The sequence below is a fragment of the Paenibacillus medicaginis genome, assembly GCF_042138635.1.
In the GTDB taxonomy this organism is placed as follows: Bacteria; Bacillota; Bacilli; order Paenibacillales; family Paenibacillaceae; genus Paenibacillus; species Paenibacillus medicaginis.
This window is the reverse complement of the sequence record NZ_JBHIRY010000019.1, coordinates 35,752-62,454: the sequence shown is the minus strand read 5'-3', so window position 1 is coordinate 62,454 and position 26,703 is coordinate 35,752. Positions and strand designations below refer to the sequence as shown.

Sequence of the window (26,703 nt, the reverse complement as noted above, 5' to 3'; positions counted from 1 at the left end):
TGATATGCACTTTTTTTGGTAACTCAACTTTCGCAGCATGAAATCGTCAAACAAGCCCTGAAATAACGGGGTAAAACGGAGATCTACTGCTGGGTTGACGCTGAATCAAAGCAGACCGCTTTTTGCTAGCTTTCTTGCAGGAAGGGCATTCGGCCCTCTCAGAGTCTAGTAGCCAGAGTGAGGTTAGTGTGTTGTCTGGTGCCTTTCCATACAGCTTTGCACGATTATCCCTTTTGCTCAGAATGCGGGAGTTGAGGGTTGGGGAGGGCCTAGGGGAAGAAACAATGTGGCGGAAATTGCTGTACATGGGCGTGACGATTCCGGCGATCCCTTACCGCCGACTGATCGCGCGCCAATCGGTTCAGCCTCTTGCGGCTGCGGCCTAGTTGCAGTACTTAAACGGGAAAAGGTGAGCATGATGTGCGTGGCTTGATCGGTGTGGGGCCGCATGAACGAGGACATCGGAAACCTTTGGGTTCAAGCGGCAACGAGGACCTGATCCAACGGGATAATCGTGCAAAGCCACCGGACAGAGAGTGCACATGCCTTGCCACGATCGGTTATCGGCTTGACTGTCAAGCACGGATGATTCGGTGGATTTGGGCTCTGCGAAAGTTGAGTTCGTAATTCTTCTATAGATCATGATTTGGTAGGAGCCGCGATGTGTATCATTCCCATGGCTTAAAAATATTCAATGGTAAAGCGGAGGGGATAGGCTTGACGTTCCAGGCTCCTGGGAGAATTTGAAGTTCATGAAGTGGATCTTTTGTTTGTGATATGATAACGGTAATGAGTAAAAGCAATACCTTTCGTTTGCAGCGGGCAAGGAGATCAGAAATACGATCAGGTATCCTGCTGTGGGACAGGCGGGTTTATGCCGGAAAGCACTTCAATCATCATGGTTGCGCCAAGCTTAAAGCCGGTTGTAAACGAGGAGGCCATATCCATTCCCTGAATTTGATGATATAGATCGGTTAAAGCTTCAAGCTCGTTGAAATCTTCTTCGACAAGCTTCTTTTTCCAGTGATTCAGGGATTCGGTGATTTGTTCGTTCAGCAATCGATATTCCGGGCTTTGGGAGGCGCTTTTTTCATGGGGAGCCAGATCACCATAATAGAGTGATTCCAATACATTTTGCATGTTTCTCCACCTTTCTATGTATTTTCCTTAGAAAAGTACAGAGGTTGTTTATGTAAAGTCAGATTCTAAGGATTGAACAAGCGTATTACAGTGGAAATAATACGTTCACGCGTATCGTTCATGAATTCATTTTACAATACGCCCACGCGTATCGTCAAGTGATATATATTTAGTCATGCGAGGGGATTCAGATGAACAAGAAAATTGTCATAAAAATAGCAGAGTTGGCTAAAGATCATCATATCTCATTAAGGGAGTTATCCAGAATTTCAAATGTCAGACAAGCGGCATTAAGTGAACTATCCAACGGTAAAAGAGAGAACATTAGCTTCAGCCATATCGAAAAAATCGCAGCAGCCCTGAATATTCAGGATATTCGTGAGATTATCGATTTGGTGGATGTAGAGGAATAGTACGAGGTATTAAACACCTTTAGAGACAGCCTTGAACGAAGGCTGTCTCTGATCCATTGGCGTTGTTTTCCGATGTTGGCTCAGAAGTGTGGGAGGATTTATCGAAGAGAAAGGCTTGGGAAATATTCAATGGTATATTTAAAGGGATGGACTTGGGTGGGCGAGCCTAATGGCCTACATGGCTTAAGTATGATGCATTATCATTATGATTCGACGGCTCTTCGAACGTGATCCTTGTATCTTCACCCATCAGGCTCGCCAGGGTCAAATAAAAGTCGGATTCCTTCTGATTTCCGGCAGATAAGTACAATAGGCCAAGCTCAATACAAGTCAAGTAGGAGCCGTAACCAGCCATACTGGGGTAATCTTCCGGGGCCGGGCCAACGTTCAAGGCTTCCCGGAGCACATGGGCGGCTTGGTCCACTCTGCCCAAAGCGATTAGCCCTTCGGCTTTGTAATGGTACAGATCTGTGTACGCCGGGAACTCGGTCATGTTTTCGCTGCACTGCTCTACCATATCTTCATAACGCTTCATCAGCCACAGCGCAAGGATTCGATACCTATGCGCACTCACGATCACGGTCAACGTAAATCCCTCAGGATGAGCCAACGCGGTGTTTAAATGGGCAAGCCCATCCTCCAGTTCGTTCGCTTTAAGGAGCTCCGTCCCCAGGTAATAGTGATATTGCCAATAATTCGGGTACTCCTCAAGTGCCTTCCGCAGCAGGGATGTATTTCGTTTTACCTTATTCTGGCGGATCATATTGCGGATCAGATATCCGTAATGGTGAACCGTTACATCCACCCTTCCCAACCGGCAATTCGGAGTGTGATGCAGCATCACCGCATAAATCTGCTCATGGACCCTACCTTCGAAACGATATGTGGGCCGATTCCGCACCAGCCGGAGCACGTAAGAACGTTCCATACTGCTGTTATCCAGATAATTATGAAACAGTAGCTCAATCCCTTCAATCTGCTGCTCCCGAACCGTATCCCGAGTTAACAGCTCCTTCAGCTTAAGTGCCTCGTTCCTGTCCAGCGCTTCATCCGCGTCCAGCCACAAGATCCACTCGCACGTAGCCTCCTCCAGCCCCCGATTTCGGGCATTCGAGAAGCTATCATCCCATGGCTGATGAATGACTTTGGCTCCAAAATCGCTCGCAATCGCTGCGGAGCGATCCGTCGAGCCCGTGTCCACCACAATGATCTCGTCCACGATACTCTGGGCGCTGCTTAAGCATTGCGCCAGATACGGTTCTTCATTCTTGACGATCATACATAACGAAATACTAGGGGTGTCCATCCCTCACCTCTTCGAATATAGAGTTATTTCTATTCATGTAAGCTCCATCCCAGAGCGGGGGCGTCATGCCGGGACTGGTCTTTGCATCTGCTGGATACATTTGTGGAATTTTGGGCTTGTGATTCAATAAATTGGAATCTAGCCACTCTTCAGGTCTGTGAATGTCTGATGAGTGGCTAAGTTGAAGTTGGTTTCCTATGTTCCGCTATAAATTGTCGTACTATTTTTCAAGTCTGAATACCGGTCATTCCCCCGCTTCATTCGCCGAGCTTGGCGAGTGGAGGTTAACATAATTCTGATTTTTGCTACACGTCTTTGCCTCATGATTTGAGCTGCACTTTGTTTCGTAATCCTTCTATAGATCATGATTTGGTAGACGCGAACGTGTTGAATGCCCTCCGTGTTAAAGAGTGTTAGCACGAGATGATAGTCGTGGGAACTAGTAGAACATTTCAAAAGTCCGTACCGTGCAAAAAAAGCTGACCTACAGGTCGGCAAGGGCAAAGGGAAATTGGTCAATGAGCATGCGAACCAAGGCTTGAGGGGTCCCGGTGAAAGGTGCCTGTTCCCATGTTCCTTGGTGGTCAGCCATACTCAGTCTGAATGTCGTGGTATCCAATACACTTAAACGAGCCCGATTCACTTTTTGACCGTCTTCTATGGAAAACAGAATCAAATGTTGGCCTCGAGGGCGCACTTGAATATGCTTGAAGCCGTTGGCTTCAAGCAGGTCCTCCAATTCGTCGCCGATAGCTTCGAGTATGAGGGTATCCATCGCTTACACCGCCTCCCGATCCTGGATGGGGTACCCTCGGAATGTCCAGTTGAAAGGATGCCCATCCTGCTGATTCCACCGCTGGATGAAGGCCATAACTTTTCGTCGAAGATCCGTTTTGGAGATAAAGCTGTTATGACGCAGACACCGTTTGTACAGGATAGAAAAGAAGATTTCGATCTGGTTCACCCATGACGCATGCAGGGGCGTGTAGTGAAATTCAAACTTGTTGCCGTGCCTGGCATTGAACGTCGTCCAACGCTCGGATGGACCATCGAAATGAATGTTTAAGTTGTCCCAGACGATGATGATCTTGCGGCAATGCCGATACTGCTCTGCGACTTGATCCATGAACGAAAGCAGGTCCTCGGCTTTGCGGTGATCGCCGCATGTCGCTACGACTTCGCCGGTCTTCACCTCAAAGCTGGCGAGCAGCGTCTGCGTGCCATGGCGAATATATTCATATTCGACCCGACCTGCTTTGCCGATGCGCGGCAGGCGTGTTTCGTACTTCTTTTCGTTGGCCTGCATGCCCGTCTTTTCATCCACACAGCAAAGTGCCACATCGTCCGGGAGGTCGGCGTGGTAAAGACCGACGACATCATTGACTTTTTCTTTGAACTGCGGGTCCTTGCTGTGCAACCATAACGTCTGCCGATGTGGCTTGAGGGCGTTTTCTTCGAGCGTCCGCCACACGCTGGAACGACTCATGGAAGGGCCGTCAACTTCTCGTTGCACGACTTCCGTTAACGTGTCATAGGTCCAACAGACTTGACCGGACAGCCCGTGATGTTCCGGTTTATCACAGGCCATGGCGATGACTTCGCACCGTTGTACCGGGTCAAACGTAGCGGGTGCGCCCGAGCGTGGCGCGTCTTCTAGTCCAGGGATGCGTTCTTTGGCAAAGCGATCGCGCCATTTGCGCACGGTTTTCTCCGTCACGCCAACTTCGATGGCAACTTGCGTAACAGAAGCATGCTCCATCGCTAATTTCCAGATGATGGTGGACCGTTGTTTTAGACGAAAGGCGATCTTTTGACCGAGCATCATTTTTTTGATCCGTTTTCGCTCTTTGGTCGTCAATCGAATGGATTTCATCAAACTCACCTCGATGTGATGGCTCTTTCTTTTTTTATTAACCATCTCGCACCAAGTTTCACCCTCGTCACGCCATTTTTCTCAGAGAACGAACTTATGAAACAGTGTACTAGTCCAGTGTCGCAGCCCCCGCATCAGATAAGGCTGTACGAGGGATTTAATTCACTTATGTACGTTGTTTTCTGATGTTTCTCGGGCATGATCTCTTCAAGGAAGCTTGGTATTCAACGCTATTATACTAATGTGATAAGCTACTATACTGCTGGAAAGAGCTTGTCATTTCATATGCTTGGCAGAGAGTTTAATGATATGTTACGAGACGGCGATCCTTGGATAAGGAGTGCAGTAGGGGAGCAAATGAAATGAGTTATTTGACGTGTGAAGGATTCGCTCAATCTTGAACATACGATAGCACAATACTCCATGACTTAAATGCGATATTTCGGCGGATTTATCTCAAAAAAGTGACTAAAAAATATATACATTCCTGCCAAAAAGAAGTATACTAATTCGGACAGGTAAAATATTCTAAGTTTGTTTGGTGAAGGGGATATGATATCCAATTGAGCTGGGTTTGACATCAGGGATTTACTGAACATGTCAACTTATGAAGGAGTGGTTTCATATGAGCAATATTACCACCATACGCTCGGAAGTCGAAAAATTTATGGAGCGTGAGCAGCTTTCGCTTAGCGATTTAGGCCGCAAAACGGGACTGAATGTAGGGACTCTCAGTTCAATCTTCACTGGAGGCAGAGTCATGTCGGTGAATCAGCTTGACCGGATCACCTCACTGATGAGGCTTCCCGAGGGACATTTTTACGAATTATACATACATCAAGAGAATATGGCTGCAACCCAGCCGAATTGGAGACGGCTCAGACCCTTCATATTCAGATGTGCCGAATTGAACAAGCTGGATTGCATTAGGTATGTCACCGGCTGGATGCTGGATAACATCGTATATTGTCCCGTGCTGTTTGATGCGGCGGAAGATCTGCTGTGGGAGGAAAAAAAAGAAGCCGCCGCCATTCTTTACGAAAGTGTGGCCATCACGGAGAACTCCCAGCATTCCGAACGTCTGGCCCTCTGCCAATACCGCCTGTTTACAATCCGATTAGGTGAAGATCAGGCGCAAAATTTGCAAGTCGCCGCCCAATTCGAGCCGTACGTGGAACGGTTGGACGAGGTAACGCAATTAGATGCGCTCAAGGATTTGGCAAATGTCTATCGTTTCCTGCGAGGGTGGGATAAAATGGATAAGTTCGCTGAAATGATGGGAAACAGAGCAAGAAGGCATTACTTTGCAGAGACCCGGAAAAAGAGGAGTGGGGAAGATCTTTATTCCAAACTGAGCAGACCGTTGTTTGTGTATATTTCATATAGTGATTTGCTTCGTGGTGAGGTGTGTCATGAGCTCGAAGAATATGCGCAGGCTCTGCAATTTATTTTTAATTATTCAGATTTGAGCTGGGTTAAGGAAAACGATGCAGAGGCTTTGCGCTGGAAGGATCTTTTTCAGGAATGGGCAAAAACAAATATGTATGTCACCAAATTGTTTTCCGGAGATTTGAGCGTATTGTCGGAATATATAGCATATATTGATACTCAAAAGGATGACATTCTCCTGTCCTTGCTTAACATCGCTAAATTGGCGAATCAGTTTCATATTAATGTTGATGAAACCTTCGAGCATTTCGGGCCGGAGATTCTGCTGTTATTAGAAGCAGAAGACTTACCGGGGATTCACAATAAGAGATTAAACGCAGAACGACTTACACGCCTACTCAGTGAATTATCTGAATACTACTTGCGAAAAGGCGAGATTCAGGCTGGATTTAAATATTTATTAAATAGTTTGGCAAAATCGGCTGCAATAAACCACGATAGCAACATAGTAAAATGCGTAGGGTTGTTTGAGTATTTCAGGGATTATGCAGATTTCGAAACACAGTTGAAATACCAAAAACTTTTTAAAGAGGTGTACCAGAATGAAAAAAACAATCGTCCTGCTCGTAACCGTCGTTAGTCTTTTATTTACTTTTACTGTACAAACGCCGTCGCCTTACCAAGTCCTGGGCCATAAGGGCGAGGCATAAAAAGTTACATCATCGAACCCAGACAGGCCAGCTTTTATAGCTGGCCTGTCTGGGTTGGAAATAAATGAATTAACAACTAATTTCCAGATTGAATAACATCCGACAGGACGTCGTATAAGGAATCCAAACTACGATTTATTCTCTCCCGAGTTTGAGAAAACAGTTCATACAACTGCTGCTTCTTTTCCTTATCTCTTGTTTCATCTGAAGAATACTGTTCAGAAGTTTCGACAAAATTCAGTAAATGCTTCAGTAGATCGTGAATTGCATTTTGATATTCAGAATTTCCCTTTGCAGGTGTGGAAGATGGGTTCCTGTCAAGGAAATGTCCTTGCTGAACATGAAACTGGAGCCTCTTCAAAGTTTCATGAAAATCAGGTATATCGATATTCCTAAAGTGTACGTTCATACTTCTGGAACCTTCTCCGGTTCGCAACCATGTTTCATTCACGCCCAAATCCAGACAAATCAACTTCATGAGTGTATCAGACGGTGATTCTTTATTAGCCTCGATTTTACTAATATGTGAATGACTCACCCCCATCATCTCGCCGAATACCACCTGTGTTAGTCCGCGCTCTTTTCGGATCTCCCTGATTCGCTCCCCAATTGAAGACATATAACCCTCCTGAAATGTGAGTAACACAAATTAATTATTTACAAATGTGTGTATAGAACATATGATACCAATAGGAACCGTCATTTATTCCTGAATTTTACCATAAACCCGTGTTCCTGTCGTCCAAAGTCTATATTGACATGTGCGTTACTCAAGTTTTCCAAATCATAAGGGAGGACGAAAAAAATGAGTTTCATAGAACAATACGTACTCGATTGGCTGAATATCCACGACGAAAGCATCGAAGACGAACGCTTGCGGATTCAGGAGCACTTGGCCGGACAGATGGGAAAACTCATTGAAGGAGCACTTCACGCGGACGGTGGATTTCAGTCCACAATCATGGAACTGGAAGAGGCTTATACGAGGCGGCAAGACCTGCACCGTGAGATCTTCTTTCGCCGTGGAATGGCGCTTGCTTATTCCCTTGCAAACCAAGGGGATTCGTCGATCCATGGTTCACTCACGGAATCCGTTCAGCCCTACCTGTTTGAATACGGGCATTCCGAGCTTTACAGGCGTGATTTATACCCGGCAGAGAAAGAAACCATCCACCAGGAACAAATGTACATCAACCAGCTACATAAGAAGATCCATCAAAAGGTTATTGATCACCGCGTAACACATTGCATTGGCTTTTTATTTGAAATGGATGGTCTGTACAGCCTGATTCAGGAAGGGATAAAAGAAGTCTACTTTCTGCGTGGTATGCTGCACGGCTACCGTCTGTTCTCCTCCTTGCTTGCCGAGATTGGAAGCCCTTATCCCGCATAGCATTGGGTCATCCTTGCTTCGTGCTCGATGGGTCCGGCAACTTGTGAAGCAAATGTCGGACGGGCTGAACTGCACAACACGCCTCGTCGGTACGTTTATGCTGAGAGAGTGAGTTGACTGCTGTGACGAGGTGGTTTCCTATGGGATTGCAAAGGAAATAAAGGCCACTCTCCAACCGTATTGGCTGACGGTTGGGGGGTGGCCAAGTTGATTCACTAAAAAAACACCAGTGCGAACACTACACACAAAAAAGAACGGCCTAAGCCGTTCAGGAGATTTTCCAATTATTGCTTAATGACGAAATCGGACCGACTTTTCGACCGGTGTGTCCCTTGACGACGACGGAAGCTTTGGGAGACTGATATGGCTGCCGGGTTAGGGTGGTTTCCTGCAGATGTTTCCATAAAGCGGTCAGCTCATTTTTCAGCTAAGGTTAGCTCACTTAGAATTAGGTAATCTTCATCGAAGCTAAGCCGTGGTTGATGTTCTTGGAATCATGCGAGTTTTATAATGTTCAAAACAGTTCCACTAAAATTTTCTGCTACACCGGTGCTGTTAATAAGTGTAAGATTAGTACCCGCAGAGGTGCTAAATACAGCAGAAGAACTCAAACTAACAGAGTTTCCAGCGGTAACTACTCCATTAGTTGCACTGCCACTAATGGGAATCCCATTCAATGCCAGGGCTGCACCTAAATTAGCCGTCGCCCCAGTGGGGGATGAGGCAGTTGTTTCATAGGATGCAAAATACGTCTGATTAGGAGCCAATCTAACAGTAGTTGAATTGTTCGTGTGTTGGATCGCTGATCCATTAATGAGTGCGTTGTCCAGGGTAACGGGAGCATTAGATGGGACCGTTTCTATCCCCGAATTGACAAGACGGGCATTATTGGCCGTCACCGTCGGGCCGGTTGGGCCCGTCACCCCCGTCATCCCGGTAGCCCCAGTCAATCCGGTCACGCCCGTGACGCCTGTTGCGCCAGTCGGGACGTCGATCCTTATCCCCCAAAAAAAATCTTGTATGTAATTATTTCGAATAATCCAAAAAATCCCGTGTTTCCGGGCTTTTTCAGGCCTCCAGAGGGAAGACTCACCGTCCCATTCACCGAGATAGGCGGGTGGAGGTTAACATAATTCTGCTTTCCGTTACACGTCTTTGCCTCATAATTTGAGCTACACTTTGTTTTGTAATCCTTCTATAGATCATGATTTGGTAGACGCGAACGTGTCGAATGCCCCCAGTGTTAAAGAGTGTTATCACGAGATGATAGTCGTGGGAACTAGTCCAGTGTCGCAGCCCCCCGCATCAGACAAGGCTGTACGGGAGCTGTACTTCACTTATGTTCGTTGTTTTCTGATGTTTGTTCGGACATAATTTCTTCAAGGAAGCTTGGTATTCGACGCTACTATACTCATGTAATAAGCTACTATTCTGCTGGAAGGAGCTTGTCATTTCATATGCTTGGCAGAGAGTTTAAGGATATCTTACTAGACGGCGATCCCTGGATAAGGAGCAGTAGTAGGGGAGCAAATGAATTGAGTTATTTGACGTGTGGAGGATTCGCTCAATCTTGAACATACCATGGAGACGTAAACGTGCTACGTGTACGTCCCACGTGTACGTAGCACGTTTACGTCCTACGTTTACGTCTTACGTGTACATCCTACGTTTACGTAAACGTTTCAGTGAAAGCTGCGCATGCTCCGAATTAATAAAGAAAAAAATTGCATCACAGGATGTGTATCATTCGTGTAACAACGTACTTTCATACCACACGGCTGTCAGGCAGCGCCTTGCTACATAGACTCCTGTTATTTCCATAATTAACAGCGTGTTTGTCCTCATAGAATGAACTATACAACATTCAGGAAGAAGGGAATCGCTATGGGTATCATTTACGGGGTGGTCACCATTAAGGGCGGAGTAGGGAAAACCAGTTTCATCAGCAACCTGGCAGCGGCCATGGTTCGGGAGCTTCCCGAAGCTCGTGTATTGCTTGTGGACACCGACCCGAAAGGGAATTTGGCCATCGCTTTTGGTCACTCCCCCGCACAACTGGAGCACACCTTGTATGACATGATGATGGAAGGAATGCCTCTTCAGGAAGTCAGAATTCCACTCATGGATCGGCTTGACCTCATCCCATCTAACCGGCGCATCGCCGCGCTTGCTTTTGACATGTCCCCGAATCCGCTCTATCGGTTGAAAGGTCTGCTGAAGACCATTCGGGATCAGTACGATTATATCTTCCTTGATACGCCTTCGGACATCGGGGTCCTGATGGGAAATGTGCTGGGGGCTGCGGATCGGATCATTATTCCGTTCGAGCCGGAGATGTTTGCCATGGCTGCGATGATTCAGACGGTCGAAATCGTTCAGGATTTCCAAAAGAACTATCGCCCGAAGCTCATCATCGATGGCATCGTGGCCATGAAAGTGGACGACGTCACCGCACTGTACTCGGAAATGCTGCCGCTGGCCCGGGAATACTGCCTTTCCCATGGGTTAACCATGTATGAAACCATCATCCCGAAATCGATGCGATACGCGAGCACGGTGGCCTATGAACGAAGGCCCGCATTTTTGTCCACGCCCGGAGATCGTTATATTTCCCCATACGCGGAACTGGTGAAGGAGGTATTGGAGCATGGCGAAGAAAAAACAGCCATTAGCTGACTTCATTGATACCTTCCCCTCCCCCGTAACCGATTCCTTGTTCCAGATCACGGCGAAACATCCACCGGCTCCGCCTTCCGAAGCTCCAGCTCCATTGAACCATGGGGCGGAAACGTTCGAACATCCCCGTCCATCAATCCGCAAGTCGCAACGGTTTGAGGATATCTATATGCGTCAGACGCTTTTTCTGCGTAAGGATCTCATTGAACGCTTGAGCAACATAGCTGCCACACAGAGCAAAGGCTTCAAAACGCGCTTAATCAATGAAGTATTAGAGAAAGGGCTGGACGATTTCGAAAAATCAGGAGTTTTCTGAGGAAATCAGGCTCCATAACATGGGGGATGAGCATGCTGAATGGCGGCACGGGGTTATTCGGAGCACTCTACCTGCGCATTTCACGGGCCAAGGGGGAAAATGAAGACACGCTGCAGAATCATCGTGAGCTGATGCAGGAATTTTGTCGTGAGCATGGCTATACCTTCGAGATATATGAAGAAATTGTGAGTGGGGGGAAGCATCAGCTGGAAGCACGCCCCCAGCTGCAGAAGCTGATCCACAACATCGAATCGATATGAGGCCATTTTTGTGGTAGCTCTGGACCGTCTTTCCCGCAATGGATTGGTGTCACAGCTGATTAAGAAGGCGTGTATCGATCATGATGTGAAAATCATTACACCTACCCAAACGTTTGACCTGGCGAACTCGGATGGATCTCGTCTATTTTATGATATTAGCTCTATGTACGCTGTGATGGAATATGAGATGATCGGCCGCAGAACCAAAACCAATAAATTGCAGCGGGCCGTACGGGGAGAGCATGTCAGCGGGCAGGCCGCATACGGTTATCGACGCAATCCGGACACCAGGAAGCTTGAAATTTACGAGCCTGAGGCCGGGGGGGTTCGTTACATGTTCAAGCTGTACCTCAGAGGCTGCAGCTGCCGCAAGATTGCCGACCTGTTGAACGGTGATGGCCTCAAAACACAACAGTTGCATGACTACCTGCCCACCAACATTCATACGATCCTGCGGAATCCCGTCTACAAGGGCACGCTCGTGTATCGGGATCGCAAGCGAATCAAGGAAGGGAACGTGCACAGCTACAAGGTGCTGGAGACGATCATCACGGAACACGTGCATCCCGCGATCATTTCACCGGACCAGTGGGAAGAGGCGAATCGGAAACGGGTGAAAAGCGAGCAAACAGGCACGTTCACCCGCGAAAAGCCGGCTGGTCAAACGGGAGCCACCCTGCTGAAAGACCTGCTCTTCTGCGGGAGGTGCGGAAAAAAGCTTGAGATAGCAAAGAGAAAAAACGATATGTTGTTCATCAGGCATTGCAGACATGTGCTGCCTGACAGCCGTATGAAATGCAACAACCAGGGAATGAAGCTGCAGTTGCTGGAAGAAGAAGTGCTGCCTGAACTCCAGAGACATAAAGAGCATCTGCTGGCAGAGCTTTTGCAACAGCAAGAGCTGGGAAACAGCCTGATGGACCTCAAAGAACGTCTGCTGCTCATTGAACATCATCTGCAGGAGAACGAGCAGGCACAGCCGCAGCTGATCGAAGTCGGACGGGCCAAAATCACGATCCAGGAAAAAATGAAATTCGTCATGAAGGTGAAGGCCTTGCTGGAACAACGTCCGCTGCTGTACGAGTCCAGAGAGAAGATCCGAAAGCAAATCCGGAACCTGGAGACAATGCCCCAGGCGGAACCCACGGCACACGGGAGCGGACCGTTTGAGACATTCCAATCCCTCCCGGCAGAAAAGCAGAACGAGATCCTGAAGCAATTTGTACAACGAATACACTATGTGCGGGTGATGCCCGAGGAGATCAGGAAGCTGCCTGTCCGCAGCCCGGAACGCCAAGCCTATTCGTTTAGCTTTACCATTGAATACTTTTAAGCTATTTGGGCAATTACACAGGGACCAACCAGGGAAAGAAATTTATTTTCTGCATACGTCACGTCCAGATTTGAAATTTGAAGAGAGATGGGTCGGATTCAAAAGATGGCGATAGATCTGCGATTGTTTTTCGCGCCCATTTGATCCGTTATTTTCTTTAACGTGCCTAAAGTATATTTTTTCGGTTCCCGGTTTTCTGTTTTTCTGTACCTGATCCAACGGGATAATCGTGCAAAGCCCCTGAACAGCGAGTATCACATGTCTTGCCACGATCGCCTGGCGGCTTTTGAATATGTTACATAAACTCACACATGGCCATGATTTGTTATAAAAACTCTATTCATTTAACCATAGTTCGATTAGAATAAGTATCAATCAGGTGATTTTTTGGGACAGGATTTACAAGGGATGTGCACAGATTTTACATACATAGATTATAATCATTGCTTGTGGGTTCTTGCCGTCTGCCTATACAGGGGTAAATCACCTGATTATTTATACATAGGAGGGGTTAATCTTGAAATTTCGAAAAAAAGGGCTGAAAAGCCTCGCAGCGACAGTTGTCGCGTTCAATGTGCTTGCACTGCCGGCCGTGCCGATCTGGGCTGCTGAAGACAGCGCTGAGGTCAAGCTGCGTATTATGCAAACGACCGATCTGCATGTGAACCTGCTGAACTATGACTATTATACGGACAAGCCAACAGACGAATACGGGCTTGCCAAGACGGCTACACTCATCAAGCAGGCGAGGGAGGAAGCCCGGAACAGCATGCTGTTTGACAGCGGTGATCTGATTCAGGGCAATCCGCTCGGAGACTATGTGGCCAAGATCAACCCGCTTAAGGACGGAGAAGTCCACCCGGTATACAAAGCAATGAATCTACTGGATTATGATGCCGCCACTCTGGGCAATCATGAATTCAATTACGGTCTTGATTATCTTCAGAAAGCGCTGAAAGGCGCCGATTTCCCTTACATCAATGCCAACGTGTATGCGGTTGACGGGGACAATGATGAAAGCAATGATAAAAACTATTTTACGCCATACCGGATTATCGATAAAAAAGTCGTGGATGAGGACGGGACGGAGCATACGCTTAAGGTCGGGATCATCGGCCTGCTGCCTCCGCAAATCAATCAGTGGGACGAGGCCAATCTGAAAGGAAAGGTTATCGCCAAAGATATTGTGGAAACAGCCAGGAAATTTGTTCCGCAAATCAAGGCTGACGGCGCAGATATCGTCATTGCGCTCGTGCACAGCGGATATGAGGATACCCCCGAGACTCCAAATATGGAGAATGCGGTTAAATATTTGAGCCAGGTGGACGGCATTGATTCCATCCTGTTCGGGCATGCCCACAAGGTGTTTCCAAGCGCAGCCTTTGAAGGCATGGCAGGGGTTGATGTAGAAGCCGGAACGATCAACGGGATGCCGGCTGTTGAATCCGGTTATTGGGGGGACAACCTGGGGGTTGTCGACCTGGAGCTGGAGTTGAAGGACGGCAAATGGACGGTCGCGGATTCGCAATCCGTTGCCCGCCCGATCTATGACAAAACGAAAAAGGCATCTCTCGCTGAGCCGGACCCTGCGGTGGTGCAAGCCGTTTATGAAGAGCATACCAAAACACTGGAGTATGTGCGCGGACCGGTCGGTAAGGCGACCGCCCCGATCAACAGCTACTTTGCGCTGGTTCAGGATGACCCTTCCATTCAAATCGTAACCAATGCACAGAAATGGTATGTGGAGCAAAAGCTTGCCGGAACCGAGTACGAGGGCTTGCCGGTGTTGTCTGCAGGAGCGCCTTTCAAAGCAGGCGGGCGTTCCGGAGCCTCCTATTACACCAACATTCCGGAAGGCACCATCGCGATCAAGAACGTCGCTGATCTCTATGTCTATCCGAACACGGTCTATGCCGTGAAGCTTACTGGAGCCGAAGTAAAAGAGTGGCTGGAATGGTCGGCAGGGCAGTTCAATCAGATTCATCCGGGACAAAGCGGTGAACAGCCGCTGGTTAATAACGATTTTCCGACGTATAACTTTGATGTCATTGACGGGTTAACCTACCAGATTGATGTAACCGAACCGGCGAAGTATGACGGCAAAGGAAACGTGGCGAATGCTTCCGCGAACCGGATTAAAAATCTGAGCTATGATGGCAAGCCGATCAATCCCGAGCAGGAGTTCATCGTCGCTACCAACAACTACCGGGCTTCTTCTTCCAAGCTGGCCAACCCGGACGGACAGCGTATCGTCCTTGCCGCACCGGATGAAAGCCGTCAGGTCATCATTGATTATATCAGCGAAAATGGCAGCATTAACCCGGCGGCTGACGGCAACTGGTCCATCGCACCATTCGGGAATGCGGAAGTGACCTTCGTGTCTTCGCCTGACGCCCAGGCCTTGGCTTCCGATACCTCAAGCGTCACCTATGCAGGAGCCGGAGAGAACGGGTTCGCCAAATACAAGCTGCTGTCGTCCGCACCTTCCGAGGAATCGGCAGAAACGCCTGCAGCTCCGGTAAAACCGGAAACGCCGTCAGCATCTGTACCGGCTGCTCCCGCCAAGCCTGCTCCAGTAACATCGCCAGCGCCGCCATCCGGATCGACCTATACGATCCAAAAGGGTGATAACCTGTACAGAATCGGCCTGAAGTTCGGAGTAAGCTGGGAAGAAATCGCGAAGCTGAACGGAATCCGGAATGTGCACCGTCTGCAGATCGGCCAGACGATTCAGATTCCATAATATAGGCCTGTCAGAGAAGCCGGCGCCCCATGCCGGCTTTTTTGTCGAACAAAACTAAAGCGAATAGTGTCAATAGACTAAGGAATTTGGGAATGAATTGAATATAATACAAATAAATAAGTATGAATAAATGAAAACAGATTGGAAAAGCTCGAATTTTGGCGAATTAAACCAATAAACTAGTTCTTTTGCTCTATTTTGCGTGCTATAATAAAGCGGAATACAGGAAAAATGTTCCGGAGGGATTGTTTAATGAATTGCAGCAGCTGCAGCGGTATACTGCCTTCCGACGATCAAGGGTTACTAAGATTCCGCCCAGTTGTCCCATCGCTCGTAGAAGTGCTCGGTCCTATTTTTAACAAAATGGAAGTTTTGCCGGATAATACAGCACAGCTAAGATATACAAACAGGGAAGAGTTACTGGAGCTCCTGAAGCTGCTTGCAATAACAGATAAGGATGGGCCAGGCGATGTGCTTGTACAGGTGTCCGGAGCGGTGGATATTGGTCTGCACGGTTCCTGGATGCCGCAGGACATCGTAAAATCCCGAATAGAGTACAGCGAACTGGTGCATGTCATTTTAGAGCGCTGCTTTGCAAGTTATATGCAGCCGATTGTGAATCTGGACACCCGGATCATCGGATATGAATTTTTACTGCGTCCGCTGGCGGGTGTCAGGCCATTTTCGCCTTTAGAGCTATTTGAAGTTGCCCGCAAAACAGGTCTTCTCTCTTTTCTTGACAATGCCGCCCGGATCTCGGCCGTGGAAACGAGCGCACGCTGGCTGCCCAGGGGCATCAAGAGATTCATTAATTTTCTGCCTTCATCGATCCATGATTCACAATATTGCCTGAGCCGTACGTTCGATACGATTGACCAACTGGCGCTGAATCCGGAGGACTTTGTATTTGAAGTGGTGGAGACGGAGCGAATTGATGACATGAGAGAGATTCAGCATATTTTCGATGAATACCGCAGCCGGGGAATGTCTGTTGCCCTGGACGATCTCGGTGCAGGTTATTCTACGCTTGAAGTCATGAACAGGCTCCAGCCTGATTACGTCAAAATTGACCGTGGTATTGTCGACGGCTGCCACAAGGATGCGGATAAGCAGCGCCAAATTAGCCAGATTGTCGAATCGGCCGGGCGTTTTGCAGGTCAGGTGCTTGCTGAAGGGATTGAGCAGTGGGAGGATTTTGAATTTTGCCGGCAAGCAGGTGTCTCGCTCGCCCAGGGTTATTTGTTCGGCAAGCCTGAGGAAAGGCCAGTCAGCGGCATGGGGTAGGTTGATCATTTCGTCTGTGGATGTGAATCTGTTTCTTTGGACGCACAAAAAGGCCCTCTTTAATAATTCTTGAGAGCCTGGTTAATTTCCCGTTTCGCTGTCTCTACTTGAGTGTGGTGACATAGATGCCCAGAGGCGTGCTTGCGCTGCCTGCCACCATGAAGCTGAACGAATAGGAGGAGGCTCCTGGCGATACAGAGATTTCGGCCAGTTGGCATACTTCCGTATTCGTCTCCATGAGGGGAATGCCGTAGACCTTGCCGTCGATTTTCACTGAACCGGCGAATGCGCCGCCGCGTGGGTTGGCGTGTATGCGGATCACCCGCTCCCCGTCCGAGTTGTTGACAACCGGGATGGTAACATTATAGATGACTCCGAACTGCCCCGGGTTATCGAGTGCCGGCTGCAGCTCGCTGCTGGCCGCCGTGAACAGAGTATCGGCAGGCACGGACCCGTCGAGCCGCCGGGCTGCGCAGGCGCGGTAGTTCGCGCTGGTGCCGACGGTATACTCCGGCATTAGGGCATCCGTCTCACTGAAGGCCCAGCTTCCGCGTGGATGGGCCTGCGGCGGAGGCATAAGCGGCAGGGGCGCCGAGGTGATCAGCCGCAGGTCGGCGGAAGTGTCCTTGCTGACTACCGTGCGCACCTCGTAATCCAGCAGGCCGTGCCCTTCAGCATATTCCACTGTAAAATCATAGACAAATCCGGCCAGATCACCTTCGGCGGCTTCGAATTCCTCAATCAATGCAACCCCGCAGCCAAATTTATGCTTGTCTGCGGGTCTGATGCGCTCCATCGTTCCTGCCAGACAGGATTTGGCGATGCTTTGGCCGACATCGATAATCCAGTCGCCGTCCTCCGGTACAATACGCAGCTCGCGTTCGATGTGGCGGAGCTCCAGCCGTTCCGCGGATTTATTCTCTACCGTTACGCCGATTTTGACGGGTCCGCCCGTCTTGTTGTAGTGCCAGCCGAAAACGCGGTGTTTTACCGTCTTCTCATCCGACCGCACCACATCATGCCACAGCGTGCCATCCTGGCCGGGCACACTTTCAGGCTTTAGCGTTTCGGGATTGTCGCTCAGCATCAGCCTGCGTTTGCCACCCGGCGTGGCCGCAGCCACGTCGATATTGATATTTCCGGGTACGATGGTCGTTTCGCTTGTCAGATTCTCCTGTTTGCACGTCATTCTGATTCCTCCCATCCTTTTTCGAAAAAAAAATTCTTAACAATTAACTTGACAGTCAAGCCGCCAGCCGATCGTGGCAAGACATGTGATACTCGCTTTTCAGGAGCTTTGCACGATTATCCCGTTGGATCAGGTACAGAAAAACAGAAAACCGGGAGCCGAAAAAAATACACTTTAGGCATGTTAAAGAAAATAACGGTAAATCAGGCACGAAAATGCCTGTTGTTACGCTATCCAAGACCATTGAATAAGTCTATTATTTGTTGGATCGTGCCTTATGGAGAAGCAGATCGATTCGAGGCATCAGACGTTCTTCGGAGAAAGCAGAGGTTTAGGTGATGTGAAACCGACCGAGAGAGAAGGAAGGGAGCGGAGCAAGGCACCGAAAAAATAAAAAGACCCTGGTCCTCAATCCATAATCCACGAACATAAGTTCTTTTTCTCATTATACCAAACGTATGTTCCTATTTCAAGCCAAACATCCCACTTGAGCTGCTTCTTTTTTTCTTCTTTTTTCTTTTTTCTTTTTTCTCTTTTCTCTTTTCTCTTTTCTCTTTATTCCTTCCCCTAGCCCCCCAACCCTCAACACCCCCGCATTCTGATCAAAAGGGATAATCGTGCAAAGCTGTATGGAAAGGCATTAGGCACCGGGCACCAGGCACCGGGCACCAGGCACCGGGCACCACACACCACACACCACACCCTATAGCCCCCCACCTCACTCTGGCTACTAGACTCTGAGGGGGCGAATCCCCTTTGAGTTAACAAAATTACGTGTTAATTACGCGGAGCTCTTATTCTGTACAGGCAAACAGCCGTTAAGATTACGATGGCGATCAATCCCGAGACAGCCCATTGGGCGGTGTACGATTTATGAGGTGCAGAGGGAGCGGAATACTCTGGCAGCGGGGATGCTGCATTCTCTCGTGTGGCGGATGCCGTTGAGGGACCAAGCTCCTGCAAATCGCCCGCAGCCTCGGATAAAAGGGCCGTACGGTCGCATAAGGTGGTGTGCAGCACGCCGGATTCCTGGTCATAGCGGGCATAGACAAGATAATCCTGCCCCTCTGTGAACTCATATCCGCAGCTTGCGGATGACATGGCTGTGGTGATGACGGTGGTGCTGCTTACCTTGCCCTTCCACAACCGATCCACCTGAAAGGTGACTTTGACCGGATCATCCGTTGACAAGATGGGAGCTATCTTCTGCTTGACAGATAAGGCTTTTCCGCTAAACACAGCCGCGCTTTGCGCTTTGGCTTCATTTGGAGGCGGCGGCTCCGCACAGGAGCATGCATACACGACCGTTGGTTTGGCGACCAACAGCACACTTAAAAGCACCGCCGCCATCAACAGGAGCAAAAGCGGCTTGTGCAAAACGTTGCTCACAAGATCACCCCCCTTTTTCTTCCAGACGGAACGAACCGGCAGGTTGTTGCATTAATCCTGTGCAAAGCAGAACAAAAGCAGGCTAACGGTAAATTTTTACGTTCAAATCATTCAGACTTTTGAAGCTGTACCCTTGCTTGCGCGCATCATCAATGATGGAGGAGAGGGCTTCGGCATTGTCTCTGGATACCGAGTGCAGCAAAATGACTGCTCCGGGGTGCAGTTGTGACATGACTTGCTGATAGGCATGTGTGGCGCCCTGCTGCCTGTCTGTTTCCCAGTCCCGGTAGGCGGCGGACCAGAACACGTTGGTGTATCCAAGCTGCTTGCACGTCTCCAGTACCCTGCCGCTGAATATGCCGCGCGGAGGTCTTACAAAGCTCATCGCCTGCTGGCCGGTGACACCTGCGACCGCTTCGCGCACCTTGTCCAGCTCTGTGCGGATTTGTTCCGGCGATAGTGTCGTCATATCAGGATGGCTCCAGGAGTGATTGCCGATGATATGACCTTCTTCACCCATACGGCGCAGCAGCTCAGGCTGGTCCTGCACAAAATGCCCGGTAACGAAAAATGCGGCTGGCACCTTCTTGGCCTTCAGCACATCAAGCACCTTTCCCGTATATCCGTTCTCATAGCCGTTATCGAAGGTCAGATACAGCTCCTTCTGCTCCGTGTCCCCCAGAAAAATCGCTTCATTCGCCTGCAGGATATTCATAAAGCCTTCCTGGGCAATGGACGGCAGCTCTCCATTTTTGCTTTTCTTAAACCCGAAATGATAAGGCTGAACAGAAGAGGCCATAACAGGCACAGTTTCAGAAACGGCGGCTTCGATCATAAAGGCAAGTGTTATACACAAAATCAGCTTCAATAGACGCGGCATTCCATATCCCCCTATTTCCAAACTTCCGGAGCCTGCAGTGGTTCCGTCTCTTGTTAGCATTTTCAGATGCTGGATAATTTATGTGAACTGGCAGCCTGGATTTGATCTTGGAGTTTATAACGGTATAATCAATGCAGGAGAGGCCTGGTCGGGAGGACCGGGTCTCTTTATTAAGTGACATATTTACAATGAAGGGCATGGGGGCTATGAGAAAACAGTGGATCATCCTGTCAGGCTTCTTTTTATTAACCGTAGTCTTTCCTGCTTATTATCTTTTCAACAAATCAGTCTCAGATGAAGAACAGTGTCTTGCCTATCAAGGCGTTCTGGATTTGAGCGACTGGGATTTCGATGTAAACGGAGCTGTGGGACTCAATGGCGAATGGGAGTTTTACCCCGGACAATTTCTGAATCCCGGCACCTGGAGCATGGACGGACCAAAACACCCGCACAGCTATGCCAGTGTTCCGAATACCTGGAATCCATATATGCCCGCGAACAGCGGTACAGGATACGGAACCTACCGACTGCTGATCCGGATTCCGGAGCAGGCCAATGAGCTCTTCGGCATACGTATAATCAATATCCGGACGGCGAGCAGTATTTATATCAATGGCGCCAAAGTGGGAAGCAGAGGCATACCAGGAGAGAATGATCAGTCCTCTGTTCCGGCCAACAGGCCTTATAACGGGTATTTCAGGGTGACCGGATCAACGGTTGAAGTGATGATTCACGTATCCAATTATCATTACTATTCAGGTGGAATCGTCAAACCAATCATGTTCGGCGAGTATGCCTCCATCCGCAACGCGCGGGACATCAGTCTGGCCACTGACCTGATTCTGGGGGCAGGCTTCTTTATTCCTTCCGTATTTTTTCTGCTGCTTTACAGATTTCGCACAAGGGAGCCCTCACTCTTTTATATGGGCTGCTTCTGCTTTGCAACGCTGCTGTACGTGTTGAGCCAGGGAGAAAAGCTGATCGGGGCCATTCCCGGAATGCAGTACGAATGGGTTGTCAGCACTCAGTGGGTGTCCTCCGTGCTCGCATTTTTCTTTTTGGTTCGTTATGTAAATGTATATTCATCCGGAATTGTGAATCCGAGGATTCTTAGTCTTTCGACGGCGGCAACCATCGTATGGACTGTTCTGGTTCCCTTGGTGCCGATGGTGCTGATGTCCCGTGCGGAGGCGCTGCTGCTTATTTATCATGTGTGCTGGGTAGGGTACGTGGTATATGTCCTGATTAAAGGGTTTAGCAAAAGCAAACAGGACACTACATTAATGGCACTGGCCATATTGAGCATTATGATGGTGGTTCTTCTATGCATTGCTTATTTGCTTGGATGGATCGATATGCGGGGCGTGGTATCCTTTGAAACGCTGATCTTTATTTTTTCACAGGCTTTGCTGCTGGCCAAACGGTTCGCCGTCACCTTCGCGGAGGTCGAGCTGCTGTCGCAGCGTCTGCTGACGCTTGATGGATTGAAGGATGAATTTCTGGCCCATACGTCGCATGAGCTGCGCACCCCGCTGCATGGCATGATTAATATTGCACAAGGCATGATTGACCGGAGGGACGGCCAGGAAAATGAAGAACAGCAGCGTAATTTGCAGCTGATCGTGTCTGTGGGGAAACGGTTGTCTTTTCTGATTAATGATATTCTGGATTTCTCCAATTTGAAGAATGGCAGGCTCGTCATTCATCCTACTCCTGTAAACCTGAAGGCGGCGGTGCAATCCGTGCTGGAAGTGCTGGGGCATACTGCCGGCACCAAGGAGGTCCGATTTGTAACTGAGCTGCCGGACCCTCTGCCTTACGTGCTGGCCGATGAGGACAGGCTTATGCAGGTGCTTTACAATTTGCTTGGTAATGCGGTCAAGTTTACAGAGCGCGGGCAGATCAAGGTGTCCGCAGCCGTTCGCGGCGGGAGCCTTGAAATCAAGGTGGAGGATACAGGCATCGGCATCCCGCCGGAGCTTCATGAAGCTATTTTTGAGTCCTTTAAACGAGGAGAGCACACGGAGAACATGTCTGTCAACGGAACCGGCCTTGGACTGAGCGTGACGAAGCAGCTGATCGAGCTTCATGGCGGGCGCATCTGGGTTGAGTCCCGGCTCGGAGCAGGCGCTGTGTTCACTTTTACGCTCCCGGCTGCCGCAGAACATGCCATTTTTGCCACAGAACATGCCATTTTAGCTCATGAACCGGCTACAAGAGAGCAAGAGTCCCTGCCGGAGGGAAGGAATGGTGCGGAGAGAACTGCACGCTTCGGCGCCAAAAGTAAATATACGATTCTGGCCGTCGATGATGACAGCGTGAATTTGCATGTGCTGACAAGCCTGCTGGAATCAGAGGAAAGCAGGGTTATAGCTGTCCGGGATGCCCAGTCAGCGCTGCAGCACATCGGCAGCGAGCATATCGATCTGGTCATTACGGATTGGATGATGCCGGGCGTGTCGGGACTGGATTTGTGCCGGGAAATCCGCAAAAGGTTCTCGATGGCTGAGCTGCCTGTGCTCCTGCTTACCGCCCGCAACCTCCCCGGCGACATTCATGCAGGCCTGCAGGCGGAAGCGAATGACTTTTTGCGCAAACCGGTGAATGCCGAAGAATTGCGCGCACGTGTGCGTACCCTGCTGAATTTGCGGGAATCGACCCAGGAGGCGATTCGTTCGGAGATGGCTTTTCTGCAGGCACAGATCAAGCCGCATTTTCTGTTCAATGCGCTGAATGTCATTATCGCCCAATGTGCGGAGAATCCGGAGCGGGCTATCGTATTGCTGATGGAGCTCAGCCAATATCTGCGCAGCAGCTTTGATTTTCACAATCGCGATCAGACGGTGCCGCTGCATAAAGAGCTGGAGCTGGTGCGCTCTTACCTGTTGCTGGAGCGCGCCCGCTTCGAGGAACGGCTTCAGGTTGAATTTGATATCGCGGAACAGGCCAAGTCTTTAATTCCTCCTTTATCCATTCAACCTATCGTAGAGAACGCAATACGTCACGGAATTATGCAGCGTGCGAACGGCGGAATGATCAAAATTTCGATACGTACCCGGGAGAAAGGCATACTTGTCGTCGTCGAAGATAACGGAGTGGGGATGCCGCACGATCAAGTGGAGCAGATTCTGTCCAATACCGGGGAAGCGGGCGGGGTGGGACTGCGGAATATTCATCGCAGGCTCGTTTCCCTCTACGGAAGCGGTCTGCAGATCAGCAGCGGACCTGATGACGGAACGATCGTGAGCTTTCAGATTCCGTATCATCCGCCTGCCTGATGCCAGGCACTGGAAACTTCACTTACAAACGAGACTGCTTGATTATGCAAAAGGTGGGGACGCTAACATGATGAAGGCCATTCTGGTTGATGATGAGAGATCGGCTTTAATCCAATTGGAAAGGCTGCTGCGCGCGGACGGACGTGTCGAGGCGGCGGGAATGTTCAATTCCGCCACGGCGGCATTGGAATATTTGGCATCCGAACGGGCGGACATCGTATTTCTGGATATCGGCATGCCCGAGATTAGCGGACTGGAGGCTGCTGAACTCATTCAACAGCTGGACATCGACACTCATGTGGTGTTCGTGACTGCCTATTCGGAATATGCCATTGAAGCGTTTGAGCTGCAGGCGCTGGATTATTTGCTGAAGCCGGTGCATCCCCAGCGTTTGTCCAAAACGATCGACCGGATCGCCGGGAAGGCCAAAGAAAGCAAAGATCCTGCCCCCGTCAAGGAACCCAATGTGCTCTGTTTTCAAAGGCTTGAGATTACAGACAGTGTTATCGGCCATACAGATGGCGCACATTTTAAATGGCGGACGCTGAAATCCCAGGAGCTGTTTGCCTATCTGCTGCAAAACGGACGAGAGTGGATCAGCAAGCAGGAGCTGCTGAATGTGCTGTGGCCTGATTACATGCCTGAAAAAGCTGTGGTCCATTTGCATACCTCGATATATCAAATCCGCAAGGCGATCAAGGAATGGGTGTACGGCACCAGGCTGGAATTCAGTCTGGACAGGTACAGGCTTATCCTCGGCGGATGTACGACCGATGTGGAGGAATTCGAACGGGGCATGACGGAAATTTACGTGTCCGGGCAGCCGGACGCGGCCCGGCTGGATCAGGTTCTGGGCCTGTACCGTGGTAACTATTTGGAAGAGCATGATTATCCCTGGGCCTACTCCAGGAGGGAGAAGCTGCGCAGGAAGTATATAAAAGGCGTAACGGACGCAGCAGCAGATGAAATGCGCGCAGGCCACTTGCGGCTGGCGGCCGAGCGGCTGTTGGCCCTGCAGCACAAGGAGCCCTATTCGGAGGAGGTTTGCTGCCAGCTGCTGGAGCTGTATGCCCGCATGGAGGATGACAAAGCGGCGGCGGAGCATTACAGCAGCTTTACCAAGCTGCTGGAAGACGATCTGGGCATCCTTCCCGAGCCCTCTACCCGGCAGTTGTTCGAGCGGCTGTTTTTGCAGCGTCCTCCGCAAGCATTAACTTGAACAGAGAAAGTGGATGTCCCCCATATGGTGGTATGGGCTCGGGACATCCACTTTTTTGTGTATCCAATACCAATGGTTTTACGAGAGAGGCGCGTGCAGCACGGCATACCCGTACCCGGGAAGCCTGGCGTTCAGCACACCGTCCAAGGTTGTCCAACTGCATTGACCAAACAGGAGCTGCCAGCCGGATTCACGGACAGGGCAGGAGATGGATTGTGGTTTCGTATCCCTGTTCAGGAGCACGATAAGCACTTCATCCGCGCCGCGGCGCTCATAGGCGATGGCTGAACCGTCGGCCTCGGCGGAGAGGAACGTGATGGCGCCATCTGCTCTCAGGGCAGGGTGGGACCGGTGCAGCTCAATCAGCTCCTGGTAGAAATGCAGCAATTCGCGGTCCTGCTTCGCCTCATTCCATTCCATACATTTGCGGCAGCCCGGATCAGGCCCGCCGTCCAGACCGATCTCATCCCCGTAATAAATGCACGGGGTGCCGATGTAGGTGAACTGGAAGATCACAGCCAGGCGCATCTTCCGCTTGTCCCCTCCGGCGAGGGTCAGAATACGGGGGGTATCGTGGCTGTCCAGCAGATTGAACGCCACTTCCGTCGCTTGCTTGGGGTAGCGGGCAATCTGCTTGCCGATCCGGAAGGCAAAACCTTCGGCATCCAGCTCCTGCTTGATAAAAAAGTCATGGACCGCATAGGTGAACGGATAGTTCATGGTCGCATCAAACTGGTCGCCCTGCAGCCATTCGGAGGATTCATTCCACATCTCTCCAAGAATATAAGCCTCCGGATTGGCGGCCTTGACCGTTTTCCGGAATTCACGCCAGAAGGCATGATCCACCTCATCCGCCACATCCAGCCGCCAGCCGTCGATGCCGATTGCGCGGGTCCAGTATTCCGCTGCGCCCAGCAAATATTTTTTGACCTCAGGATGCTCCGTGTTCAGCTTGGGCATCATCGGCTCGAAGGAAAAGGTATCGTACGTTGGCACTCCATCCACGACCCGCAGCGGAAACTGGCGGACATGGAACCAGTCTTTATACGCCGATTTCTCTCCCTTCTCCAGTACATCCACGAAAGGGGCAAAAGTACGTCCCGAATGATTAAAGACTGCATCGAACAGCACGCGGATACCACGGCGATGGCACTCGTTCACCAAACTTTTGAGCGTCTCCAGGTCCCCGAAATGGGGATCCACCTTCATATAATCCTCCGTATCGTATTTGTGGTTGGTAGTTGCCAGAAAGACAGGGGTAAAGTAAATGGCGCTAATCCCCAGCTCGTTCAGATAGTCCAGGTGATCGATCACGCCCTGCAGGTCTCCCCCAAAAAAGTTGTCCCTGCGCGGCTCACCTCCCCACGGCTCCGTCCCTTCCGGGTCGTTCGACGGGTCCCCGTTCGCGAAGCGTTCCGGGAATATCTGATAAAACACAGCATCCTTGACCCAGGCGGGAGGTTTTAAAATATCAATCGGATTGAGGAACGGATACTGAAACATCCGCTCGGGATTTTGCGGCTCCTCTGTCACAAATTCGTTCTCATTCATCCAAACCCGCTCGTCCCCGTCTTCTAGCATAAAGCCGTACCGTAAACGACGAAAACGGGGTTTAACCCGGCATTCGTAATAGTCAAATCTGTCGTCACTGGCGAGCTTGTACATGGGGATCACCTCACGGGTCCGCTCCCAGTCATATTTGTCTCCGGCCAGGGCATGGGCGGCAGTAAGGTCGTTCTTTTTCGCCCGCAGACGCAAGTAGACGGTCTCCTCATCATAACCGAAGGCCCAGTTCCGTTTCGGTTGATGATATACGGCTTCAAGCAGCAACATCCATTCCCCCTTCAAGTGGTAAGGTTAGTGTTCCGGCGCTTTCATGCTTTTAATCAGGAACGATGCTTTATATTTAAGA

The 26,703-nt window shown here is 49.8% G+C and carries 21 protein-coding genes; 11 read left to right on the top strand and 10 right to left on the bottom strand.

Annotation, left to right across the window (positions count from 1 at the left end; translation table 11 throughout):
• Window positions 1-843 precede the first annotated feature (843 nt).
• Window positions 844-1,140: a DUF6809 family protein gene (locus ACE5LO_RS18050; RefSeq protein ID WP_375521404.1), complete on the bottom strand. Its 297-nt coding sequence runs from the start codon at window positions 1,138-1,140 to the stop codon at window positions 844-846.
• 191 nt (window positions 1,141-1,331) lie between these two features.
• On the opposite strand from ACE5LO_RS18050, the gene ACE5LO_RS18045 reads away from it, so the two are divergent.
• On the top strand, window positions 1,332-1,553 hold the full coding sequence (locus ACE5LO_RS18045) for a helix-turn-helix domain-containing protein (RefSeq protein ID WP_375521403.1): 222 nt from the start codon (window positions 1,332-1,334) through the stop codon (window positions 1,551-1,553).
• A gap of 166 nt (window positions 1,554-1,719) precedes the next feature.
• Here the strand turns inward: ACE5LO_RS18045 and ACE5LO_RS18040 are convergent, their stop codons facing one another.
• The 3 genes from ACE5LO_RS18040 to ACE5LO_RS18030 form a co-directional block, all read right to left on the bottom strand.
• Complete coding sequence (locus ACE5LO_RS18040; RefSeq protein ID WP_375521402.1) at window positions 1,720-2,859, bottom strand: glycosyltransferase family 2 protein; 1,140 nt, start codon at window positions 2,857-2,859, stop codon at window positions 1,720-1,722.
• Window positions 2,860-3,343: 484 nt separating this feature from the next.
• A complete protein-coding gene (locus ACE5LO_RS18035) occupies window positions 3,344-3,634 on the bottom strand; it encodes a hypothetical protein (protein WP_375521401.1) in 291 nt (96 codons plus the stop codon).
• 3 nt (window positions 3,635-3,637) lie between these two features.
• Entirely contained in the window at window positions 3,638-4,777 is a 1,140-nt protein-coding gene (locus ACE5LO_RS18030) for an IS630 family transposase (protein ID WP_375521400.1), read from the bottom strand.
• Window positions 4,778-5,357: 580 nt separating this feature from the next.
• Here ACE5LO_RS18030 and ACE5LO_RS18025 point away from each other — a divergent pair.
• On the top strand, window positions 5,358-6,761 hold the full coding sequence (locus tag ACE5LO_RS18025) for a helix-turn-helix domain-containing protein (protein WP_375521399.1): 1,404 nt from the start codon (window positions 5,358-5,360) through the stop codon (window positions 6,759-6,761).
• Between the two features lie 146 nt (window positions 6,762-6,907).
• Here the strand turns inward: ACE5LO_RS18025 and ACE5LO_RS18020 are convergent, their stop codons facing one another.
• A complete protein-coding gene (locus tag ACE5LO_RS18020; RefSeq protein ID WP_375521398.1) occupies window positions 6,908-7,450 on the bottom strand; it encodes a helix-turn-helix domain-containing protein in 543 nt (180 codons plus the stop codon).
• A 186-nt stretch (window positions 7,451-7,636) separates the two neighbouring features.
• On the opposite strand from ACE5LO_RS18020, the gene ACE5LO_RS18015 reads away from it, so the two are divergent.
• Window positions 7,637-8,224 (top strand): hypothetical protein, encoded by a 588-nt coding sequence (locus tag ACE5LO_RS18015; RefSeq protein WP_375521397.1) that lies wholly within the window; start codon window positions 7,637-7,639, stop codon window positions 8,222-8,224.
• Window positions 8,225-8,718: 494 nt separating this feature from the next.
• On the opposite strand, the gene ACE5LO_RS18010 is transcribed toward ACE5LO_RS18015, so the two are convergent.
• Complete coding sequence (locus ACE5LO_RS18010; RefSeq protein ID WP_375521396.1) at window positions 8,719-9,156, bottom strand: hypothetical protein; 438 nt, start codon at window positions 9,154-9,156, stop codon at window positions 8,719-8,721.
• A 952-nt stretch (window positions 9,157-10,108) separates the two neighbouring features.
• Between ACE5LO_RS18010 and ACE5LO_RS18005 the strand changes: the two genes are divergently transcribed.
• The 6 genes from ACE5LO_RS18005 (at window position 10,109) to ACE5LO_RS17980 (ending at window position 16,836) form a co-directional block, all read left to right on the top strand.
• On the top strand, window positions 10,109-10,900 hold the full coding sequence (locus ACE5LO_RS18005; protein WP_375521395.1) for a ParA family protein: 792 nt from the start codon (window positions 10,109-10,111) through the stop codon (window positions 10,898-10,900).
• A complete protein-coding gene (locus ACE5LO_RS18000) occupies window positions 10,872-11,216 on the top strand; it encodes a hypothetical protein (protein WP_375521394.1) in 345 nt (114 codons plus the stop codon). The genes ACE5LO_RS18005 and ACE5LO_RS18000 overlap by 29 nt, the downstream gene beginning before the upstream one ends.
• A 32-nt stretch (window positions 11,217-11,248) precedes the next feature.
• Window positions 11,249-11,476, top strand: a complete 228-nt coding sequence (locus ACE5LO_RS17995) for a recombinase family protein (protein WP_375521393.1) — start codon at window positions 11,249-11,251, stop codon at window positions 11,474-11,476.
• A 10-nt stretch (window positions 11,477-11,486) separates the two neighbouring features.
• A complete protein-coding gene (locus ACE5LO_RS17990; RefSeq protein WP_375521392.1) occupies window positions 11,487-12,809 on the top strand; it encodes a recombinase family protein in 1,323 nt (440 codons plus the stop codon).
• Window positions 12,810-13,326: 517 nt separating this feature from the next.
• On the top strand, window positions 13,327-15,552 hold the full coding sequence (locus ACE5LO_RS17985; RefSeq protein WP_375521391.1) for a bifunctional 2',3'-cyclic-nucleotide 2'-phosphodiesterase/3'-nucleotidase: 2,226 nt from the start codon (window positions 13,327-13,329) through the stop codon (window positions 15,550-15,552).
• A gap of 252 nt (window positions 15,553-15,804) precedes the next feature.
• Window positions 15,805-16,836, top strand: coding sequence for an EAL domain-containing protein (locus tag ACE5LO_RS17980; RefSeq protein ID WP_375521390.1), 1,032 nt, complete (start codon window positions 15,805-15,807; stop codon window positions 16,834-16,836).
• Window positions 16,837-16,939: 103 nt separating this feature from the next.
• On the opposite strand, the gene ACE5LO_RS17975 is transcribed toward ACE5LO_RS17980, so the two are convergent.
• From ACE5LO_RS17975 to pdaA, 3 genes are all read right to left on the bottom strand, one after another.
• A complete protein-coding gene (locus ACE5LO_RS17975) occupies window positions 16,940-18,025 on the bottom strand; it encodes a hypothetical protein (RefSeq protein ID WP_375521389.1) in 1,086 nt (361 codons plus the stop codon).
• A 777-nt stretch (window positions 18,026-18,802) separates the two neighbouring features.
• Window positions 18,803-19,414 (bottom strand): hypothetical protein, encoded by a 612-nt coding sequence (locus ACE5LO_RS17970; RefSeq protein WP_375521388.1) that lies wholly within the window; start codon window positions 19,412-19,414, stop codon window positions 18,803-18,805.
• 82 nt (window positions 19,415-19,496) lie between these two features.
• Window positions 19,497-20,294 (bottom strand): delta-lactam-biosynthetic de-N-acetylase, encoded by a 798-nt coding sequence (pdaA, locus tag ACE5LO_RS17965; protein ID WP_375521387.1) that lies wholly within the window; start codon window positions 20,292-20,294, stop codon window positions 19,497-19,499.
• A 206-nt stretch (window positions 20,295-20,500) separates the two neighbouring features.
• Here pdaA and ACE5LO_RS17960 point away from each other — a divergent pair, with 206 nt between their 5' ends.
• Window positions 20,501-23,572, top strand: a complete 3,072-nt coding sequence (locus ACE5LO_RS17960) for a hybrid sensor histidine kinase/response regulator (RefSeq protein WP_375521386.1) — start codon at window positions 20,501-20,503, stop codon at window positions 23,570-23,572.
• 67 nt (window positions 23,573-23,639) lie between these two features.
• Window positions 23,640-24,791 (top strand): response regulator, encoded by a 1,152-nt coding sequence (locus tag ACE5LO_RS17955; protein WP_375521385.1) that lies wholly within the window; start codon window positions 23,640-23,642, stop codon window positions 24,789-24,791.
• Window positions 24,792-24,869: 78 nt separating this feature from the next.
• Here the strand turns inward: ACE5LO_RS17955 and ACE5LO_RS17950 are convergent, their stop codons facing one another.
• The gene (locus ACE5LO_RS17950; protein ID WP_375521454.1) at window positions 24,870-26,621 is read right to left on the bottom strand and encodes an alpha-glycosidase; all 1,752 of its coding nucleotides are present in this window, start codon (window positions 26,619-26,621) and stop codon (window positions 24,870-24,872) included.
• Window positions 26,622-26,703: the final 82 nt, after the last annotated feature.